General features: G+C 39.4%; 15 protein-coding genes. 1 reads left to right on the top strand and 14 read right to left on the bottom strand.

All coding sequences use genetic code 11. From position 1 onward, the window contains the following. Positions 1-11: 11 nt before the first annotated feature. From QWY93_RS14200 to QWY93_RS14155, 10 genes are all read right to left on the bottom strand, one after another. On the bottom strand, positions 12-1,694 hold the full coding sequence (locus tag QWY93_RS14200; RefSeq protein WP_290249025.1) for a glycoside hydrolase family 43 protein: 1,683 nt from the start codon (positions 1,692-1,694) through the stop codon (positions 12-14). Next, a complete protein-coding gene (locus QWY93_RS14195; RefSeq protein WP_290249024.1) occupies positions 1,681-2,637 on the bottom strand; it encodes an ROK family protein in 957 nt (318 codons plus the stop codon). The genes QWY93_RS14200 and QWY93_RS14195 overlap by 14 nt, the downstream gene beginning before the upstream one ends. 161 nt (positions 2,638-2,798) lie before the next feature. Then, positions 2,799-2,984, bottom strand: coding sequence for an alpha/beta fold hydrolase (locus tag QWY93_RS14190; RefSeq protein ID WP_290249023.1), 186 nt, complete (start codon positions 2,982-2,984; stop codon positions 2,799-2,801). 286 nt (positions 2,985-3,270) lie between these two features. Further along, the gene (locus QWY93_RS14185; protein WP_290249792.1) at positions 3,271-3,537 is read right to left on the bottom strand and encodes an alpha/beta fold hydrolase; all 267 of its coding nucleotides are present in this window, start codon (positions 3,535-3,537) and stop codon (positions 3,271-3,273) included. Between the two features lie 219 nt (positions 3,538-3,756). Further along, positions 3,757-4,011 carry a DUF3850 domain-containing protein gene (locus QWY93_RS14180; RefSeq protein ID WP_290249022.1) on the bottom strand — a complete coding sequence of 85 codons (255 nt, stop codon included), beginning with the start codon at positions 4,009-4,011 and terminating at the stop codon, positions 3,757-3,759. Between the two features lie 315 nt (positions 4,012-4,326). Then, the gene (locus tag QWY93_RS14175) at positions 4,327-5,637 is read right to left on the bottom strand and encodes an alginate lyase family protein (RefSeq protein WP_290249021.1); all 1,311 of its coding nucleotides are present in this window, start codon (positions 5,635-5,637) and stop codon (positions 4,327-4,329) included. A 49-nt stretch (positions 5,638-5,686) separates the two neighbouring features. Continuing rightward, positions 5,687-7,204 (bottom strand): DUF4979 domain-containing protein, encoded by a 1,518-nt coding sequence (locus QWY93_RS14170; RefSeq protein ID WP_290249020.1) that lies wholly within the window; start codon positions 7,202-7,204, stop codon positions 5,687-5,689. 87 nt (positions 7,205-7,291) lie between these two features. After that, the gene (locus QWY93_RS14165; protein WP_290249019.1) at positions 7,292-9,064 is read right to left on the bottom strand and encodes a RagB/SusD family nutrient uptake outer membrane protein; all 1,773 of its coding nucleotides are present in this window, start codon (positions 9,062-9,064) and stop codon (positions 7,292-7,294) included. Positions 9,065-9,085: 21 nt separating this feature from the next. Further along, positions 9,086-12,325, bottom strand: a complete 3,240-nt coding sequence (locus QWY93_RS14160; protein ID WP_290249018.1) for a SusC/RagA family TonB-linked outer membrane protein — start codon at positions 12,323-12,325, stop codon at positions 9,086-9,088. Between the two features lie 920 nt (positions 12,326-13,245). Then, entirely contained in the window at positions 13,246-13,923 is a 678-nt protein-coding gene (locus QWY93_RS14155) for an SOS response-associated peptidase (RefSeq protein WP_290249017.1), read from the bottom strand. A gap of 410 nt (positions 13,924-14,333) precedes the next feature. Between QWY93_RS14155 and QWY93_RS14150 the strand changes: the two genes are divergently transcribed. Continuing rightward, a complete protein-coding gene (locus tag QWY93_RS14150) occupies positions 14,334-14,831 on the top strand; it encodes a hypothetical protein (protein ID WP_290249015.1) in 498 nt (165 codons plus the stop codon). Positions 14,832-14,957: 126 nt separating this feature from the next. Here the strand turns inward: QWY93_RS14150 and QWY93_RS14145 are convergent, their stop codons facing one another. The 4 genes from QWY93_RS14145 to QWY93_RS14130 all read right to left on the bottom strand — a co-directional run bounded on the left by QWY93_RS14145 (position 14,958) and on the right by QWY93_RS14130 (position 19,315). Then, entirely contained in the window at positions 14,958-15,392 is a 435-nt protein-coding gene (locus tag QWY93_RS14145; RefSeq protein WP_290249014.1) for an Hsp20/alpha crystallin family protein, read from the bottom strand. A 209-nt stretch (positions 15,393-15,601) separates the two neighbouring features. Continuing rightward, positions 15,602-16,549 carry a DnaJ C-terminal domain-containing protein gene (locus QWY93_RS14140; protein WP_290249013.1) on the bottom strand — a complete coding sequence of 316 codons (948 nt, stop codon included), beginning with the start codon at positions 16,547-16,549 and terminating at the stop codon, positions 15,602-15,604. A 208-nt stretch (positions 16,550-16,757) separates the two neighbouring features. After that, positions 16,758-18,341, bottom strand: coding sequence for a glycoside hydrolase (locus QWY93_RS14135; protein WP_290249012.1), 1,584 nt, complete (start codon positions 18,339-18,341; stop codon positions 16,758-16,760). Between the two features lie 251 nt (positions 18,342-18,592). Then, the gene (locus QWY93_RS14130) at positions 18,593-19,315 is read right to left on the bottom strand and encodes an alpha/beta hydrolase (RefSeq protein WP_290249011.1); all 723 of its coding nucleotides are present in this window, start codon (positions 19,313-19,315) and stop codon (positions 18,593-18,595) included. Between the last annotated feature and the right edge of the window lie 105 nt (positions 19,316-19,420).

Below are 19,420 nucleotides of genomic sequence, written 5' to 3'. Positions count from 1 at the left end.
TTAAAGGTTAATTACTGGATAGGGTTTACCCTAAACCAATCGAAATCTGCATAGCTGCCCATTCTAACATCGGATTCACTTACACAGAACAATCCCATTTTGGCCGATATCCAAAGGTCCTTTTTAGCTTCAAATGCTTCACCTATGGGTTTATAATTTTCTCCATCCTCACTGTAACTGTAATAGCAAGTGGCCAATGGAGCACTCACTTCCATTTTGAGGAAAACCTCATTGGAGTTCAACTTAAATTCTTCCACCACCTTTTCCGGACTCCCATCAATAGCATCCGCACAAGTAACTTGCCGCACATAATAATCCCCGTCTTCATAAATAATCCCTACATAGCCATAGGATTGTCCCATCATAATCAAACCTGCAATCTTCCCAGGGGTATCCCACTCAATGCCTAACTTTACTTTTGTGATTGCAGAAAAATCAGGAGCAGGGAGCTTCTGCATTAATAGGTTGGGCTGATCCCAAAGGTTAGGGAGGTCTTTTTTACTCATGGCAAAAAGACGGAGGTAATCTGTTCCCGGAATTTGGGCACTCCACTTCACTGAAGGGTTTGCATACCATTGCCATTGTAATCCAGGGCTTCCGTTCTCAAAGTCATCCGATTCCTGAGGGGTAGCCATAGGATAGCTTCCTCCCACATTAGGCTTGGTATACTTTTTCAAAGGTTCCCCTATGCCGTTGCCATCCAAATCTTTGCCCATTAATGGCCAACCTTCAGCCCAATTAATTTGATTGAGGTGCAATACACGTCCGTATACCCCTTGATCCTGGAAATGGACAAACCAGGATTCCCCTTTTTGAGTATCCACCCAGGCCCCTTGGTGAGGACCGTTGATATCGGTGCTTCCCTGCTCCATCACGATCTTCTCCTCATAGGGGCCATATATATTTTTTGACCTTAGGACCAGTTGCCAGCCCTGTTCTACACCGCCAGCAGGAGCACACATATAATAATAGCCATCCTTTTTGTACAATTTTGGCCCTTCCACTGTATGGTGTTTTTCGTGCCCGTCAAAAACATGCTTGCCTTCGTCCAAAACCATAGTCCCTTCCCAATTCATTTTTCTGATAGTCAAAAGGCTATTGACGCCAGCCCGGCTTCCCGCCCAAGCATGCACCAAATAAGCCTGATCACCATCCCATAGCGGACTTGGATCTATGATTCCTTTTCCTTCCAATACCAGTAATGGTTCCGACCACTTCCCATAGGGATCATCTGTTTTGACCATATATACTCCAAAATCAGGATCCCCCCAATAGATATAGTACATGTCCTCATGGTATCTAATGGTTGGTGCCCATACTCCTTTACTATGTTGTGGAACTGCAAAAACTTCCTCCGGAATTTGTTTATCCAAAGCATAATTGACAATCTGCCAATTAACCAGGTCATTGGAATGCAAGATGGGCAAGCCTGGGGTACAGTTAAAACTGGAAACGGTCATAAAATAATCGTCCCCAATCCGAATCACATCTGGATCGGAATAATCAGCATATAACACGGGATTGGTAAAAGTGCCATCGCCTTGATCGCTCACCCAAACATTAGAAACATAGGGCTGATCATTGAATTCAAATCCGGCAATATTTTCTTTTGACATTTCCTGTTGGGACACACCTTCAAAGGACCATAAAAGCCCACAGAAACCCATCAACAATAATGAATTAACTTTGTTCATAATAAGACTTTTCCTTGGCGCAAAGCAAGGCAGCTCCATAAACACCAGCACTGTCCCCTAGTTTGGCTTTGATAATTGGGGCTTCAAACCCATGGTTGAACATCATCTCATTTAAGGTGTCAAAACTATCTGTATATACATTTTCAATATTGCTTACCCCTCCTCCAATAACAATAACATCAGGATCAACAATATTGACCACCACACTAAGTGCTTTACCAAAGCCTTCTGTCAACCTTTTCATGGTCTTTTCTGCTGCTTTGTCTGCTCCTGCATCAAACAATGATTTTATTTCCCTGAGACTTTTTTGTTCACCAGTTAAAGAAGTGTAATACCTTTCCAAGGCGGGGCCTGAAATAATCTGTTCATTGCATCCAGTCTTTCCACAATAGCAAGTTGGGCCCTCCCCGGGATAAAGTATATTATGCCCCCATTCTCCTCCTATTCCATGATGACCATTGAGTAATTCTCCCCGAACGACCAATCCCCCGCCAACACCGGTTCCTAAAATCACCCCAAAAACTACTTTTGCTTTAGGATAAAGCGATTTAACAACCCCCAATTTTGTTTCAGCCAAGGCAAAACAGTTGGCATCATTGGCCAATTTCACCTCCATACCCAATAGTTCTTCCAGATCTTCCTTTAACGGATTTCCATTTACCACCGTGGCATTGCAATTTTTCATGATTTTTTGGTGGGGAACATATGTCCCTGGACTTCCCACCCCAATAATTGATGGTTTATAACCAGCCACTCCAATCATTGCATCAACCAACTCCTTAAATTGCTGAAGAATAAACTGGTATCCATTGGAAGATCCTGTGGGAACCCTATGCCTAAATATCACTTCTGGCTCCACTACGGATTTAAGAATCACTCCTTCGATCTTGGTTCCTCCAAAATCAACCCCCCACAAATTGCCCTGATTATAATCCACTTTCATTTATTTCTATTGTTTTTTTTATATAAAACGAAACCTAAAAATAAAAGGTTTTACTTATTCAAAAAAACAATTTAGCAAGAGTTTTTCCTTATTTTTTATTCCCTGCCATTTTATTCTTTTCCAATAATCATCAAAGTTGGATTACCTCTTTATGCACCTTATCAATGATAACCTAAAACAGTGAAATTAAACTCACTTAGCCCTTCCATATTGTTCATATGCCCAGCATCTTTCAGGTAGCCCTTTTCATTCCATCGAATTAATTCTGCCAATTTCTGAGAAGACTTGTGACTTCCAGCAGAATCTTCCTCTCCTATTAAAACCAATAGCGGGACTTTTACTTCCAACTCTTTAATTTTGCCCTAATTGAACTGCCCAACAAATGCCTTGGCTCAATATGCAGTACTTCCCACTCCTTCCAATCTCTGAGAATCCTTCTTAAATCCAGTTCTGTTTCCGGAGCCTTAGACCCCAAAGAATTCATTATGGCCCTTATCCACTGTTACTTGTATGCATCAAGTCCTCTTTCCCTGATCTTTCCTATTTCTGCTCGTTTACTTAATTCCTCTTTGTTGGAAACAGGTTCATCTGGTCCAGGAACCTCTTGAATGGCTCCACCCATAACCGTTACGCTTAATCCCTTTCTGGATAAAGCGCCATAAAATCAGTGGCAACAATTGCTCCAAGGGAAAGTCCAACAATATGGGGCTTTTCAATTCTTAATGAATCCAACAATTTATTAAGGTCCGTAGCGTGAAGAAAGTGGCTTCCTTCTTCTGCCATTTCGGATTTTCCATATCCCCGCATATCATTGCGAATAACCCTATGGTTTTGGGGTAACTCTTCAATATTTTTATCCCATTGTTGGGTATCAAAGGTATGACCATGGAATAATACAATTGGGGCTCCATTACCCCAATCTTCAAAGTAAAGTTAAGCACTACCATTTTCAATGGAGACAACCCCTTTTCGAATCTCAGCTTTATCCCCGCTTTGATCCTTTCCATGGCATGATAATAGAAACAGGCATAACACCAATTTCCCAATAATTGCCTTCAGATTTTGTTGAATATTCCATTTGTTCATTAAAACATTAATTATTTACCCCATAAACAACAATCAATATTTATTTAGTACCAAGACCACATATCCTTCTTTTATACAATTGATTATTTTTTTTATTTCACTAAACAGCATTCTCCCTGTGTAATAGGGCAATGGTGCCTCCCTATTATATCCCTCAGGGCAGTATTCCTCCAAAATCACTTCATCTCCAATATTGAGCACCACATCGGCCCTTACAACTTCGTACCAATTCTTTTTCATTTTCGCCTTCTCGAAATCTCCAGGGTGTTTTCTAAATTTATGTGTCATTACTATAAAGGTTTACTTTTGGGTGATCATTGCTTAATTTCAAATTATCTATTTTTTACTTTTTTTAATGCCGGAAAGCTGACTTTGTGGTTATTACCCTCTTAAGGCTTTCTCAGGGATTCCCTTTTCCTCCCTAATAATCATTAAGACCTTGATTTTTATACTATAAATAAAAAATTAAATCCTTTTATTTATAAGTTTTAATAATCCTAGAGGGGGAAATCATGGCTTCCAAACCTTCGGAAACCATGATTGACATTAATAAACCCCAAATAAATCCTACAAACAAGGATTTATAACTATTAGGTGGTGATTTTATTCTATAGTATACAGTAAAGTTCCAAAACCCAGATTGTCAAATCCTCCGCTGTTGGGTCCGTAGTCTCCACCACCACCTTCAACTCGGTGGAATCGGGCAGCCATCGTTACATAGCGAGCCTTAATCCCTTTCTTCACTACATAATGATTGTATAGTCTTTCCCAAATGGGCCTTTTTCCTCCTTTACCATGGGCACTCACTTGAGTGTGGGTTTCCACCCCGCCACATTTGCTCCATGGATCCTTATATCTTCTGGTATATTCCGAAAAGGGAACGTCCAGATTTGCAAAATTATATTTTGCCGCATATTCTGCTGCTTTCAGCACCCGGTTGTCATCATAGGCATACAGGTCCTCGCCCTGATTATAGGCGGATTGACATACCACCCCCAACAAGCCGACAACTAAGAGCGTGTGTCCTTGATCCCTACCCATTTCCTGTAACTGTCCCAAGTCCATGTCGTCGTTACTTGATTTGGGATGAATGAAATTGATTGCATTTTGCAGGTTACCGTTTCCGACACCCTCCATCAAATAATCTATCGCATATTTATAAATGTCCACTCGGTCACATAATACGCCTATTGACATCACGTTAGCAATGTTGGCCAGGTCCCAATTGGCCCAGTAGTGCGAATCGCATGTTCCCCAATGGGTTTCGAGGAATGCATGGCTCACCGGATAAAACACATCCAACAACCATTGCTTAAAAGCGTCAAAGTCAACCTCTTCCCAGCCCTCATAATCACGCATGATTTCGGCTGCATTGGCAAACTGGTATCCATAAATACCCGCCGCAAGGGCTGTATTGGAGTTGCCGCTAATCCTTTTGCACGTAGCTGCCCAGGCATTAAGGATTTCCACTGCCTTATCGGCATAAGCATTATCTCCCGTAACCTTCCAACGTACAGCACATTGGTAGGCAGCAGCGACATCATTCATCGCCCGGCTATAATTATCCGGATCCGGCTCTTCTCTGGAATTCCCGCCCCTGACTAGTTTTTCGACAGGGTTTGGTGTATAAGAAAGACTGGCATGTGAGTTTGAAATAAGGACTTCCCAGCCTTCTTTCCATGGAGACTTACCCGCATCCACCTTTGATTTAATCCGGTCAAAGTCAGCCTGAGTATGAAGCAAGCCCGGGTGAACAAAAGTTTTGTTCTCATTTACGGTGATTTTTTCAGGTTCAACTTCCTCTTTCGGATCTTCTACCTTCGGATCTGTCTCTTCCCTCCCATCCACTTGACAACTAAAGCTGATAGTTGTCAAAGCAAAAAACAGGAAAAGGTATAATATCTTTTTATACATAATAAATTGAATTAAAGTAGGGATAAGGGATTTCCTTATCCCCTAGGAATTAATTATTTATAAATGATTCCAATTCCTCCTTGCTTTTAAAGGTCCTGATCCAGTCAATTTCATAACCGGTTTCATCAGAAGTAATGTCCGCTATTTTTACCTGAACGAGATCAAGTTCCTTCCTGTCCTCGGTATATTTCTCTGAAAGGTCCCAATAGATTACGTCTTGACTTTCAAAGTCCTTTTTATAGTCATTATTGCCAAAAGAGGCATCTCTAATATCAGGTCTGATATTGCCTTCTGCAGGTCTATTATGCATTTTGAAAGCCAATATTGGATAATCCTTTGTATAAACCCAAGGATCTTTCGCTTCTCCATTCAAAGCCCCATTGATGATATACTGGATATCGGCTCTTCTCTTAGAGCCATCAAACTGAGAAGGATCAAAGGTAACTCTCAGCATACCATCTTTAACTTCATAAGAGGCATTCTGGGAAGGAAGCCATGATTTATCATCAGGACTGATAAATTCAAAGGTATACTTTCCTTCAGGTACTTCTTCAATTTCAAGATTTCCATAAAATTCTATTTCAGAAATATTGCAGTAGCCATCTGGAGAATAATAATAGATATACCTAAAAGTTTCTTCTTCACCTATTTGCACCTCACTGAATTCACCAACAGTTGGCGTTTCAGAAATAGTATGCAATACAACAAAATCAGAAAAACTAGGATCATTAGCACCTCGTATTTCCCCTCCTACCATTCGTTGAGGATGAGAAGCCCTTGGGGCATATCTAACGGAGGTCACCTTGGCCACTTTTCCTTCTCCTAAATCATAGCCAACATATCCTGTCGCAGATGGTGCATCAACAAATGTTTCGAAATCACCATCTACTGCTGCAGGTACCATGGTAGCTGTATTGTTTCCCCATGAACCAGTATGTCCTATCAATGTCCCTGTAAGTTTTTCCCCTCCTACCAAAAAGAATGGGCCGGTCAATGTCTGAGGGCCAATCATTATAGATAACTGGCCTGAGCCAGTATCAGGAATCACAAATACGATTTGATCGTTAGATACTGACACAACTTCTGCCTCTACATCTCCTATTGTCACTGAAACAATTCCGGGGTCATCCCCAAAATTGGTTCCGGTAACTGTTACCATTTCACCAGGTTGGCCTTTTCCTGCAGAAAGGGAGCCTAATTTTGCCCCTGGAATAAATTCAAAATTTTCGGAGGTGGTTTTTACATGCATCCAAACTTTTAATTCAATAGGTCCTTCCCCTGCATCATCAGGGACTGCGACCACGATCGCATTATTACTATAGCTAATAATATTATCTGCTATAACACCATTGAACTTTATTTCTGAAGCAGGCTGCAATTCACCGAAATTACTTCCAGAAATGGTGACCTCAGTTCCAGGCCTGCCACTTTTGGGACTAAAATCTTCCACAACAGGAGCTGGATATTCAAACTCCCTGAAATTCGGTCCTTCTTCACATGCCGATACGATGGCAACAATTACCATCAGGCCAAAGAAAGCTATTCTATTTATTTTATATAATTTCATAATCGTCGATAACATTAAAACATATTATTCATTAATAGACACTTTGTAATTTGATTATTGCCGTTCCCCTTATCTATTAGAATCCCACTAATAACCGGGATTCTGAAGTAAGTTTTCGTTCAAAATAATCTGGCTTAAAGGAATAGGGAATAGATAATGTTTATTCTCCACGGTATGATTTAGATGGCTGTCGACCACCACGCAGTTAAGTACCCCCTCTGGAGTTTCCACTGCTTCTTCACCCCACACATAAGAGTTGTCCACATAGGCTGCGGTAGGATTACCAGATGCATCTTTAAAATCTGTTGGATAGGAAGCACCTCCCACTACTTTTCCAAGTCGGGAAGGATTAAGTGATTCTTCCAAAATTCCCCAGCGCTTTAAATCGTCAAACCTCTTTCCTTCTCTGTACAGTTCAACGGCCCTTTCCCTTCTGATCTCTTCCAGCATATCCAAGCCATTAGCAGCTACCAATGAATTGGTGAGGTGCGCCACATCAGCCCGGTCTCTCAATTTATTGATCGATACATCCAATTGCCCATCGGTAATGCTTCCGTTTAATTCGTATAATGCTTCAGCGTAGGTTAAGTAAACCTCTGCCAAACGGATGATAGGCCAGTTAGCCGATTCGGTATTGTCTTTTCTCCGACTGCCAAAACCATAAACAGCATACTTACTGTTGCCGTATCCACTAAAACCCAAACCTCCATAATCCAAAGTAACTGACTCAGGTGCCGAGGTAGAAGCATAAAGGTAGTTCAACAATCGTAGATCCCTGTCTTCGAATTCAGCGTCGGCTGTATGGTAACCTTGAAACAATGGAGATTTAGATGGTGGCAATCCATCCTTGCAAACCGCCATATCTACAAATTTACGGCTCGGATAGAGCTGCCAGGATGTCCAGGAAATATTCTTACGGGACTGCTTAAGGGTATAGTCATATACATTATATAAGATAAATTCTTTGTTCGTAGATTTGTCATAACCACCTGGATTTGAACCTGGATCCTCCAGGTTGAATAAATACCAATGGCTCAATTTTTCCATGCTGGGATCGGAATTCTGGTTCCATAATTCATAGCCACCATTATTCATTACTTCCTCACACATGGCCACCGCATCCGATAAATACTTGTTTACATTGGCAGGATCATATCCAGCCGTACCGGCTCCTACCGAAGTACCATCCCCATCAGGTCCTTGCCCTACATATTTTTCCCAGGTGGCTTCATATAACTCCACTTGTGCTTTAAAAGCCATGGCAGCCCACTTACTGATCCGGCCCTTATCACTTCCAGTTAAATTTTGTTCTTTCGGTAATTTGGAAATGGCTTCATCGAGATCCGCTAAAATCTGGGCAACAACCTCGTACCGACTATTCCGGGGGCCAAACAGCTCTGGGGAATCTGTATCCAATACCGTTGTCACCAAAGGTACTCCCCCAAAGGTTTTCAATAAGTCAAAATAGGTATAGGCACGGAAGAAATGGGCTTCTCCCACGTATTGGTCAATACTTCCTTCACCAGAATATTCAGCTGCTTTTTCCAATAGAATATTACAACTGCGGATACCTGAATAATCCCAACCGGTACTCCCCACTGCAATGGTTCCATGTCCTAGGGACATACCATTACCGTTAGCATTAGCGGACAAATCGGAGCCATTGTCCATATTGCCAAAATCCCAACCTTGTAACTGATCATAAAAACTGGTAGCATAATTTTTAAAATCACTTGGCTGTTTGAAATAAACTGCATCTGTAAATTGCGCAGGTGGGTTTAAATCTATAAAATCACTTTGGCATCCAGGCGCGCTTAATAAAAAGCCACCTAACACTATATAATTGAGTATCTTTTTCATTATTTTAATCATTTCAGGTTATTAGAATCCAATATTTACGCCGAAAGACCAGGTACGGGCAAAAGGATATCCCGCATTATCTCCATCTGTAGCATTTTCTCCTGTTTCCGGATCAAATCCATCTTTGATGGCAGTTGCTTCCCATAGGTCATTCCCGGAAAAATACACCCTTACCTTGCTCAAGCTCAGCTTCTCAATCATTGTTTGTGGCAGTGTATAGCCCACGATTAATGATTTCAACCGGATATATCGGCTGTTCTGCAACATAAAATCGTTATTGGCATAATTCCAGCCTGCCCGGTTGTGGTTAACGGTCAAACGAGGGTATTTGGCATCAGGATTCTCTTCCGTCCAGGTCTTTCCCAAAAAAGTAGGGTTTTGGTTCGTCCAAACTCTGCTGAAAGGGTAAGCCATATATCCTGTACGCAGGATATTTTGCTCTAGGTGCCCTTGCAAAAAGGCATTAAAATCCAAGCCTTTCCATGCGCCTCCCAGGTTGAATCCGAAGGTATAGTGTGGTGCACCATCACCGGCATAAACCAGTGAACTTTCTTCATTTCCGATGTCGGTAATATTTCCAGTTCCTGCTACATCCACTTTCTTGGTATCCCCTGGACGTAGCGCCACAGCTTGATTATTTTGAGGGAAAGCTGACAGATCCTCACTATCTCCATAGGCTTGATAATAGGCATCTACCTCTTCTTGGTTTCTAAAATAACCATCAGTCTTATACACGAACCATGGTCTCCAGGGGTAACCATTTACGATTCCATTACGACCAGCCTTATAGTTATCAGCTCCTTCCACATTGCTCACCAAAGTCTTGGCATCGCCTATATTGAAGGAGACATTGTACCTAAAATCCTTTTTATTGTCTTTCCAGCCAATTACAAATTCCCAACCCTTGGTATTGAAGTTACCGTTATTGGTCTTAGGCGCTCTGCCACCCAAAACAGACGGATAAGTCACATCAATTAGCATCCCGATATTGTCTTTCTCGTAAAGGTCAAAAGAAGTGGTCAATCGGTTATTGAAGAATCCCAGGTCGATACCGATATTTTTTTGGGTTACCCTCTCCCAAGTACGGGTATAACTTATCAGACCATTGTTCTTCAGACTCGTCGCAGTCTGTTGTGCAGTTGGTTGTCCCAGGACACCTGTACCAATGTTGACAAGGGAAAGATAGTCGAACGTCCCCAAGCCGTTAGCCTCATTACCTGTAGTTGCGTAACTTCCCCTGACCTTACCGAAATTAAGAATGTGGTCGATTGGGCTAAGGAAATCCTCACTGCTAAACACCCACCCCAACTGAGCCGAACCGAAGTTTTTGAATTTGTATCCCCTTGCAAAGCGCGAGTTGCCATCCCTTCTTCCGGTAAATTCGACGATGTATTTTTCATCGTAGTTATAGTTCAATCTCGTTAGATAAGAATAGCGACCATTTTGGTTTTTGAAGCCGTCATTTGTTTGTGTATCTGTAGAGGCTGCGCTAATATCATAAACGCCTAAATCTTCGAATCCTAGACGTCCAACAGAAATCCATTGAGAACTTGTTTTCTCCGCATTGATACCGGCCATAACGGAAATATTGTGCATCTCCTTTAAGGTTTTATCGTAGCGTAATAATGCCTGGTAGTAATTATAATAGCTCGAATAGGCTTTGGCACCATAGCCATTATGTGTTCCATCGGTTTTATAGGCATTGTTTGTAGGATTGCCATACCAATCATAAAGTTGTACTGGTACCACATAGGATTCATCAGTGTAGCGCTCGTTTTGAACTGAAGCCAATCCCTCCAAGGAAAACCCATTGCCTATCTCATAGGTAGCTTTCAGATCCAATCTTCCAGTGAGGGATTTTTTATCGTACCTCCCTGCATCCGAAGTGGTAGCTGCCGAATTTTTGATTGCTCCCCCATCAATGCCGTTAAAAGGTGCAAACCATTGGCCATAAGGATTCTTTGCCGGGAAGAAAGGCATATCATAAGAATAAAGTATATTTCCTAATCCCCTTGAAGGCTGACTGGTATTGGCATTGATAACACTGATGCTTGATTCCATTTTCAACCGATCCGAAAGGTGATAATCATAATTAAAACGGGCATTAAACTGTTTCTGACCATCGTAAGCCGTTGCCAGGTTGCCTTGGTTATCTGCAAACCCTAAGGATAAACGGTAACTGGATTTCTCCCCCCCGTTGGAAATACTAAAATTGTGCTGATGGGAATAACGGGTAGCAAACATCTCTTCAATACGGTTGGCATTGAAAATAAAGAAGTCCCTGTTAAAAAGATCAAATTTCCCTTCCACACCTTGCTGCATTTGTTTCAGGTTCTCTTCCCCCCAAATCCACCAATTGGGTGTTGTTTCTTCATTGTTGGCCTCTATCCACATTGTAGCATATTCCTGCATGTTGGGAGCATAACCTACCAAGCCATTGGTATTGAAACGGAAATTGCCGTTGTAATCCACTTTAACTTTCCCCTTTCCTCTTTTGGTGGTTACCAGGATAACCCCATTAGATGCTCGGGATCCATAAATAGCAGCAGCACCATCTTTCAGCACCGAAATGCTTTCAATATCGTTGGAATTTAAATTCTGGAAAGAATAGTGATTAAGTACAGGTACTCCATCAACAATAATCAATGGATCGGACCCATTGACGGAAGACGCTCCACGAATGTTGAAATTTAAATCTTCATTACCGGGTCGCGAGGATTTCCTTGTCACCACCAATCCTGGGGTTTGCCCTTGAAGGGCCAGCCCCACATTGGTCACTGCGCGATCTTCAAACACCTTGGCGTCAACCGTTTCCACAGCCCCGGTAAGTGTTGCTTTTTTCTGTTCACCATAGCCCACAACCACTACTTCACCTAATTCGGCCAAGTCTTCCTCCATTACAAGGTCAACTACTGACCGTCCATTAACCGGAACTTCCTGGGTTTTAAATCCAATAAAAGAAAAAACCAAAATAGCATCTTCCCCTTCTACATTAATAGAAAATTTCCCATCTATATCTGTAGCAGTACCTTTGGTGGTACCCTTCACATAAATGGTTACACCTGGAAGAGGCTGATTATCTCCACCTGAAACAACGGTTCCGGTCACTTCGACAAACATTTCTTGATGTTCTGGCCCTGTTGAGGAATTTGAATACCCAGCAGCCAAAACGGACTGACACATTAAACTGCTTAAAAGGAACAAGGCTAAAATCCCCCTCCAATGAAGCCGTTTCCTTTCTGTAAAATTTACTGTTTTCATAAAAATTGGGTTTAATTGTATTAACTATTACCTGATGATTAAATTAATTTTAGCAAAACATAAAAGGTTTTACTAAAAGGTTTTACTTACTTTTCAAATAAAATTAGCGTAATTTTATTTGAAAAAAGGGATGGTTTTAAACATTATTCTATTTTTATGGTGATTTTTACTAAATAATTTATTTCAGTCTAATACCCTTTAACAACTTTTACTATTGTTTTTGTGATTATTTAAAAACTTAACACACAGTATTTTACCTTTTCAAGAATTTTATTTCAACTCCTAATGTAGTTGGTCCTTATTTCAAATACAAATAATCTTATAGAAAAAAACCCAATACTACATATTAATTCAGTTCAAATTATTTAATAAATATTTATATAAAATTTATTTTTAATAAACAAACCCCACTTATAATTAAATTAAATCAACAAAAATACTTATTCTTTGAATTATTTTTAATTTTTTTTACCCAAAACTTTGGGTAAAACACACTATTAAATGGTTTTATTAAACTTATTAATACAATAAAATTATTTTTAAGGAGGACATAAAAATGGTTTCAATCAAGAAAAAAAAGTAAAAATCATCAAAATCCACCCACATTTCCACCCTTTAATTTCAATTTCTCAGTCAACCATAATTAATTGGTTAAAAAAACAATCTGAATATTGCGAACACTTTAATAGGTAAAAAAAGCAACTTCCCAAATAAGAACGTCAACAACTTTTCCCAAAAAATTTTGTATGACCATACCTTAACTCTCGATCTAATCCCCTTTTATTTAATTTATAAAAAGGTAGTTTTTAAAATAATTCCAATTTCAACAGGTATAGGTTGTGGCTATTTATTGGAGGAATAATTGTTTCAATTTAAGGGATCCGTATTCAACAAATATACTTTCTTCAAGCTTTAAAATATCAAACCGGCTTCAATACCTCCTCCACATTGGTATTGACCCTTGGATTGGTTACTCCATCCATAACACGGTAACCTTCCAATCTTTCATCATGGGCATAAGGGGCCATTAAACCAGACATTTCTTCTTTTTTGAGGTCGGAAAGCAACCAGGCCTCTGCTTCGTCCCCATCCAATATCAATGGCATCCTTTTTTGTTGATTATGGATTTCTTCCAATAAGGGGGAGGCAGCTACGGTGATGATGCTGAAGGTTGGAATATTATCCCACCAGGAAAAAATTCCTCCCAAGGTTAAAAAATCCCCTTCCCGGGGTTTGATAAAATAGGATTGAGCCTGCTTTTGCCCTTTAATATGATGGGGCTCAAAAAACCCGGTGCATATCACCAAACACCTGTTTTTCCAATAGGCTTTATAGGTGTTCTTTTCAAAAAGCTCCTCCCCTTTGGCATTTAAGGTATTGGCTTTCCAATCGGCTTCCTTCTTTACCCAGTGGGGAATTAATTTCCATCGATACATCCCTATTTCCTCCTTATTGTCCGTACTGATCACCGGCATATAGGGTTTAGCAAATCCATTAAGGTGATATCCTTTTTCAAAAAGCTCAAGATCTGTTACAGGTTTTTTAAATTTATCCCGGATGGTCTCCAGGCCTTTATGTTGGGATACATGATAGCACATCGTCGTATTATTTGTTTTAATTTAAATAACCAGTGTTCTCCAATAATGAACTAAATCATCTTTTTAACCTCTTTACAACCCTTTGCTCCCCAAGGAAAGAAAAAGAGCGAGTCAGGCCTTTTCCCATGCTAAAAAGGAAAACCTCCCCTCTCTTAAATTAGAACACCACACATTTTATCCCTGACAATCAAACTCCAAGATTAGGTTTTTGGACTTTTTTCCAAATTAAGGTTAAGATATAATTTTCAATTAAAAACCTTCAATATTATCGAATAGTATTGCTCCTTAAATCCAAAACAAACTGATATATTTTACTGATTCAAAGTATTTTATCCCAGAAATATCATGCCTTTTAATGACATTCATCATAACAATCTTTTATCATTTCACTTATCTTAAAACAAAAAGCCATGGATTACACATATGTTCATTTACTCGCCAACACCGTTCCTGTACTGGGCAGCGTAATTGGTATGATAGTATTGGGTATCGGAATCTATAATGAGTCAAAAGCCACCATCAATGCCTCGTATATCATTTTTATTTTCGGAGCCCTTGGTGCTGGCATAACATATTACACAGGAAAATGGGCAGAAGAAAGCATCAAAAATTATAGCGATATTTCTCTTGCTACTATTGAGCAACATAAATTCATTGCAGAGGGGGCCCTGGTCACCCTGATCATATTAGCGCTTGTTTCGGCCTATGCTTTATGGTACTCCGTAAAAAAATACCCGCTTTCACGGAATTTCAATTATGTGGTCTTAGCTGTTGCCTTTGTTTCTTTTGCTATCAGTGCAGCTACAGCTGGACTAGGATTCAGTATCAGACACCCAGAGGTCTCCCCCCAACAAGAATCCAATGAATCTCCTATGGAAGAGGTTCAATATGAAGAAATGAAAGAATAACCAAATAGTATTGAGTTCCAAATTCCAGATACCACCTACTTCAAATACAAAATACATATTCGGTACATGAAAAAAGCCAGGGAAAATAGATTTCCCTGGCTTTTTTACTTTCTTAAAAAACCATACCTATGAAATAGAAATGGTTTTTACTGGTTTTTTCTTGGCTTCGGCTTTTTTAGGAATAACCAAGCTTAACAACCCATCTTTATAATGGGCTTTAATTTTGTCCGCTTCTACGGTATTTGGCAAGTAGAAGGAACGTTGAAATGCCTGATAACTGAACTCTTTTCTCAGATACCTTTCATCATCTTTGTCTTCTCCTTCGTTGTATACTTCGGAGTGAATGGTCAAGGTATCATTGTCAAGCTCCACATGGAAATCATCTTTTTTCATTCCTGGAGCCGCCATTACAACTTTAAAATCATCACCGGTTTCCACAATGTTTACACTGGGAACCGTACCTCCTTGATTTGAAAGGCTTGACCAATCAAATAAATCTCTGGTAAAGTCTTCCAAGAAATTTGATGGAATTAATCCGTTTCGTTTCATTAAGGTATTCATAGCTCTAATAATTTTAAGGTTCAACATTTTAACTTCTTTGTTAAAATCCATTCACTTTCTGAATGGGAACTAAATCATAAGCCATAAATTTCAATTAACTACCTAACCTACAACAATTTACATACCAATCCTATTTAAGGACAAAAACCCCATATTATCAGGAAAAAATGTCATTTGATCCTGTCAAAATTTCATTTTTATTAACAAAATTAAGGGTCAAAACTCTTTCTTAATTTTTCCAATAAATCCTTCTGGTGTGTGGTTAACTTTTCAGGCAATTTAACCTGTAATTTCACAAACAAATCACCATGACCTCCCCCTCCATATACAGGCATACCCTTGCCTTTGAGACGAAATTGTTTACCATTTTGGGTTCCTTCAGGAATTTTGATATTTACTTTGCCTGAAAGGGTTACAATTTCCAACTTCCCCCCCAAAAGAGCAGTAAATAAGTCTACATCAATATTCATATAAAGGTCATTGCCTTTTCTTTCATATACGGAATGGGGTTCTACCTTGATAGTCAAATACAGGTTTCCCGGTTCACCATGGGGGATATGCTGACCTTTTCCTTTTATCCGGAGTTTTAATCCATCATAGGCACCGGGACGGATTTTGACTTTAATTTTTTCATGCCCCAGGTCAACGATTCTTTCTGTTCCATTATAAGCTTCCTGCAATTTGATTAATACTTCTCCGGAAATGTCCTGTCCTTTTTGTCCGGAGCCAAAATCAGAAAACCCTTCCCTGAAACTGCTTTTTCGCTTGCTTTGTCCAGCTCTTCCAAATCCACCACCAAAAAAGGATTCGAAGAATTCCGAAAATCCGCTTCCTCCAAAAAAATCGGATGGACCGCCCCTGAATTCATAATGGAAACTTCCACCAGGCCTGCCACCACCCCTGGCATGAGAATCAAAACCGGCATGCTCATATTGCTTCCAATTGGCTCCCAACTGGTCGTATTTTTTTCGCTTTTCGGGATCTTTTAAAACTTCATATGCCTCGCTGATTTCTTTAAATCTCTCTTCAGCATCCTGGTTTTCAGGGTTCTTGTCAGGGTGGTATTTTAAGGCCAACTTCCTATATGCCTTTTTCACCTCATCCTGAGAGGCATTTTTTCCCACTCCCAATACCTTGTAATAATCCTTAAAATCCATATCAAGCAATAGATAATTTTAAAAGAATTACAGGGTGAATGAAATGCAGACATTTACCCTGATATAAATGTTTTTTCCCTTTGGAATTTACTAAAAATATGATCAAAATGTTGCTTCCAAAAATGGTTATTTCTTGAATGGGCTGGATTTTTCAGGTTAGTTTCAGTGGTTGGTAGGATCACCAACTACGGTTTTAAAGTCAATTTTCTCACCTAATAATATCCTCACTAACCACCGTCACGATTGAACGCGATGGTATTTCAATCAATCCCTTATCATTTGATTTCATTGGAGTCAAATCATAATCTTTAGAAGTAATGTACACTTTTTTGTTTTGAATTTCCTTTCCGTTTAATTCCAATGAAACTTCTTTTGATTTTATCCCAGAATTGACCAAAACATAAATAATCTTATGGCTCCCGGGGCCCAAATAGGCCGACACCAAAAGACCTGGAGTTTCCCTTGTCTCCTCCATGATGTTTACAGCTATCCTTTGAAATCCTGGACGGATAAAGCGACTATAATTTCCCAATGCCCATAGCATTTTACTTTCATAAAAGTTGCCGTCCTCTTTTTGATAATCGATATACACCAAACCATCTTTATAGTCATAAGGGGATACACCTAACCACCAATGCCAGGCTGATGCATTGGCCACGGTAAGATCATTATGAATGACCCTGGCCATATATAAAGCAGGGTCGATACCCAAGTCTCTACCATTGCCATTGATTTCACCAGCATTATCCCCCAAGATGCAATATTCACTCATCCAGAACTTTAACCCAGAATAGGGCATAATGCTCTCGGCAACCTTTTCCCGGGTTTTAACGGCTTCATTAAAGGGAGATGTGGTAAAATAACTATGCCCGGATATTGCATTCCCCATATGTTTCAGGTCACCCAGATAATTGGGAGACCCTTTGGAAAAGAAACCTTCCACCTGATTTCCTCTTCCCTGCTTATTTCCCTGTTCATATAGATAATTGAGCTGACCCGCTTCTGCTATATCAATCTTGGCCTCCAGGCCTTTTTCTTCTAATGCTTTGTCCAATTCCCGGACTATACCAACAATTTCATCATTCCAAAATGGCGTACCTTCCTGGCCACCATCCGACCAATCCCACTGGGGTTCATTAACCGGGCTGATATAATCCACATCCAGACCTTTGGCTTCCAGTCCTTCAATCACATTGGCCAAGTAATTTCCGAAATCATCATAGTTAGCTTGGTCCAGGTTGGAATTCCCACTTTGACCAAAAGCCTTTCCTGTTTTGGTCATATGAACTGGTGGACTATTGGGAAAAACCAATAAATTTTCAACCCCCATTTCTTTAGCTTTTTGTGCAAACCAAACTTGTCCCGCCTGCTTGGACCAATCATAGCTTCCATCTGCATTCATAAAAGATTCTGCCCTACGCCACTCATCTCCTATGCCACTTTGGGTCCCTTGCTCAGCACTCCCCGCTCCAATATTAAACCTCCAAAGTGACAAGCCAATGCCTTTGGGATTGCCTTTTCCATCCATTTCCTGGCTAAATAGCAATTCTGCAATGGCAAATTTCTTTTGCTCCGGCCAAAGCCCTACAAACTGACAGGACCAGGCATCCGAAGCTCCAAAGTGTTCAATGGTTTGATAGGTTCTCTGTTGGATTGCATTGATATGAACAATGGGATTTCCTCTATTGCTTGAAGTCGCCCCAATTTTATTTTTTGGTTGGCAAGCGTTAATAATTAAACACCCTAAAATCAAATAAGATAAAATGCCAATAAATTTTCTTATATAATTCATAGAATTAAATTTCTTTTATTGCTTCTTTAGAAGGATACAAAGCATCGAATTTAAATTAAATCCTTAAAATCAGGTCAAATTCCAAAAGAACAAAACAAATTTATTGGCAAGAGGTGTTTTTCTTATTTCTATGGCATTAAAATAGCCCCAAAAAACACAAGGGCTGCAAAAAAAAACAGGATTTCAAGAAAATAAAACTTCAAGACTTAGAGATTCGCAACAGAGAGACCTGTTGTAATATTGGACATTTTTTATTCCAAAATTTCCTTCATCCTAATTTGAAATTTATCACTTTGGGAAATATTATTATGTTCAAATCCTTTCAAAACATAGAGGTTTATTTTGGGAAATTTTTCTTTTAGATATAAAGAATGATTAACTGGTACCACCCTATCATTATCCCCATGAAAAATAATGATGGGGCAATCTATCTTTTCAAGATATTTTTCTGTTTCCAATTTATATTTAATAATTCTCCTTGGAACAAAAATTACTTTTTCTTGGATTAGCTTCACCAAACTTGAAAAAGGTGAATTCAGTATTAATTTTTTTGGATTGTTATTAGACGCTAATTTTGAGGCAATTCCACTTCCTAGGGAGGTTCCGGAAATTATGATGTCATATTCATCGTAATGATTTTTCAAATAATCATAAGCAATTTGGGCATCGTTTATTAATTGCTTTTCACTATTGATTTCACCTTCGCTTTTGCCATATCCCCTATAATCTAAATACAAGACATCATACCCATTTTTTGTATATAGTTCTGCTCCTTTTCCCCATCCATTAATTGCTCCTCCATTACCATGCAGGAATAATACAACCCCTATACTTATTTCAGATTTAAAAAGAACTGCATTTAACTTATATCCATCATTGGTTACTAAGAAAATTTCTTCAAATGCCTCGTCAAAATTATAAACATAGCTTTTAGATAATTTGGTTGGAAAAAACAATAATTTCTCTTGAAACATAATGATCACAAGATATAAAAACAGGTAAAACCCTAATAGAACTAACAATCCATATGTAATTACTTTCAGCAAATTACTCCAATTTTCATATTATAATTCAATGAC

The sequence above is a fragment of the Echinicola jeungdonensis genome (assembly GCF_030409905.1).
Lineage (GTDB): Bacteria > Bacteroidota > Bacteroidia > Cytophagales > Cyclobacteriaceae > Echinicola > Echinicola jeungdonensis.
Note: the sequence above shows the minus strand (reverse complement) of the source record. Positions and strands in the feature narration are given on the sequence as shown.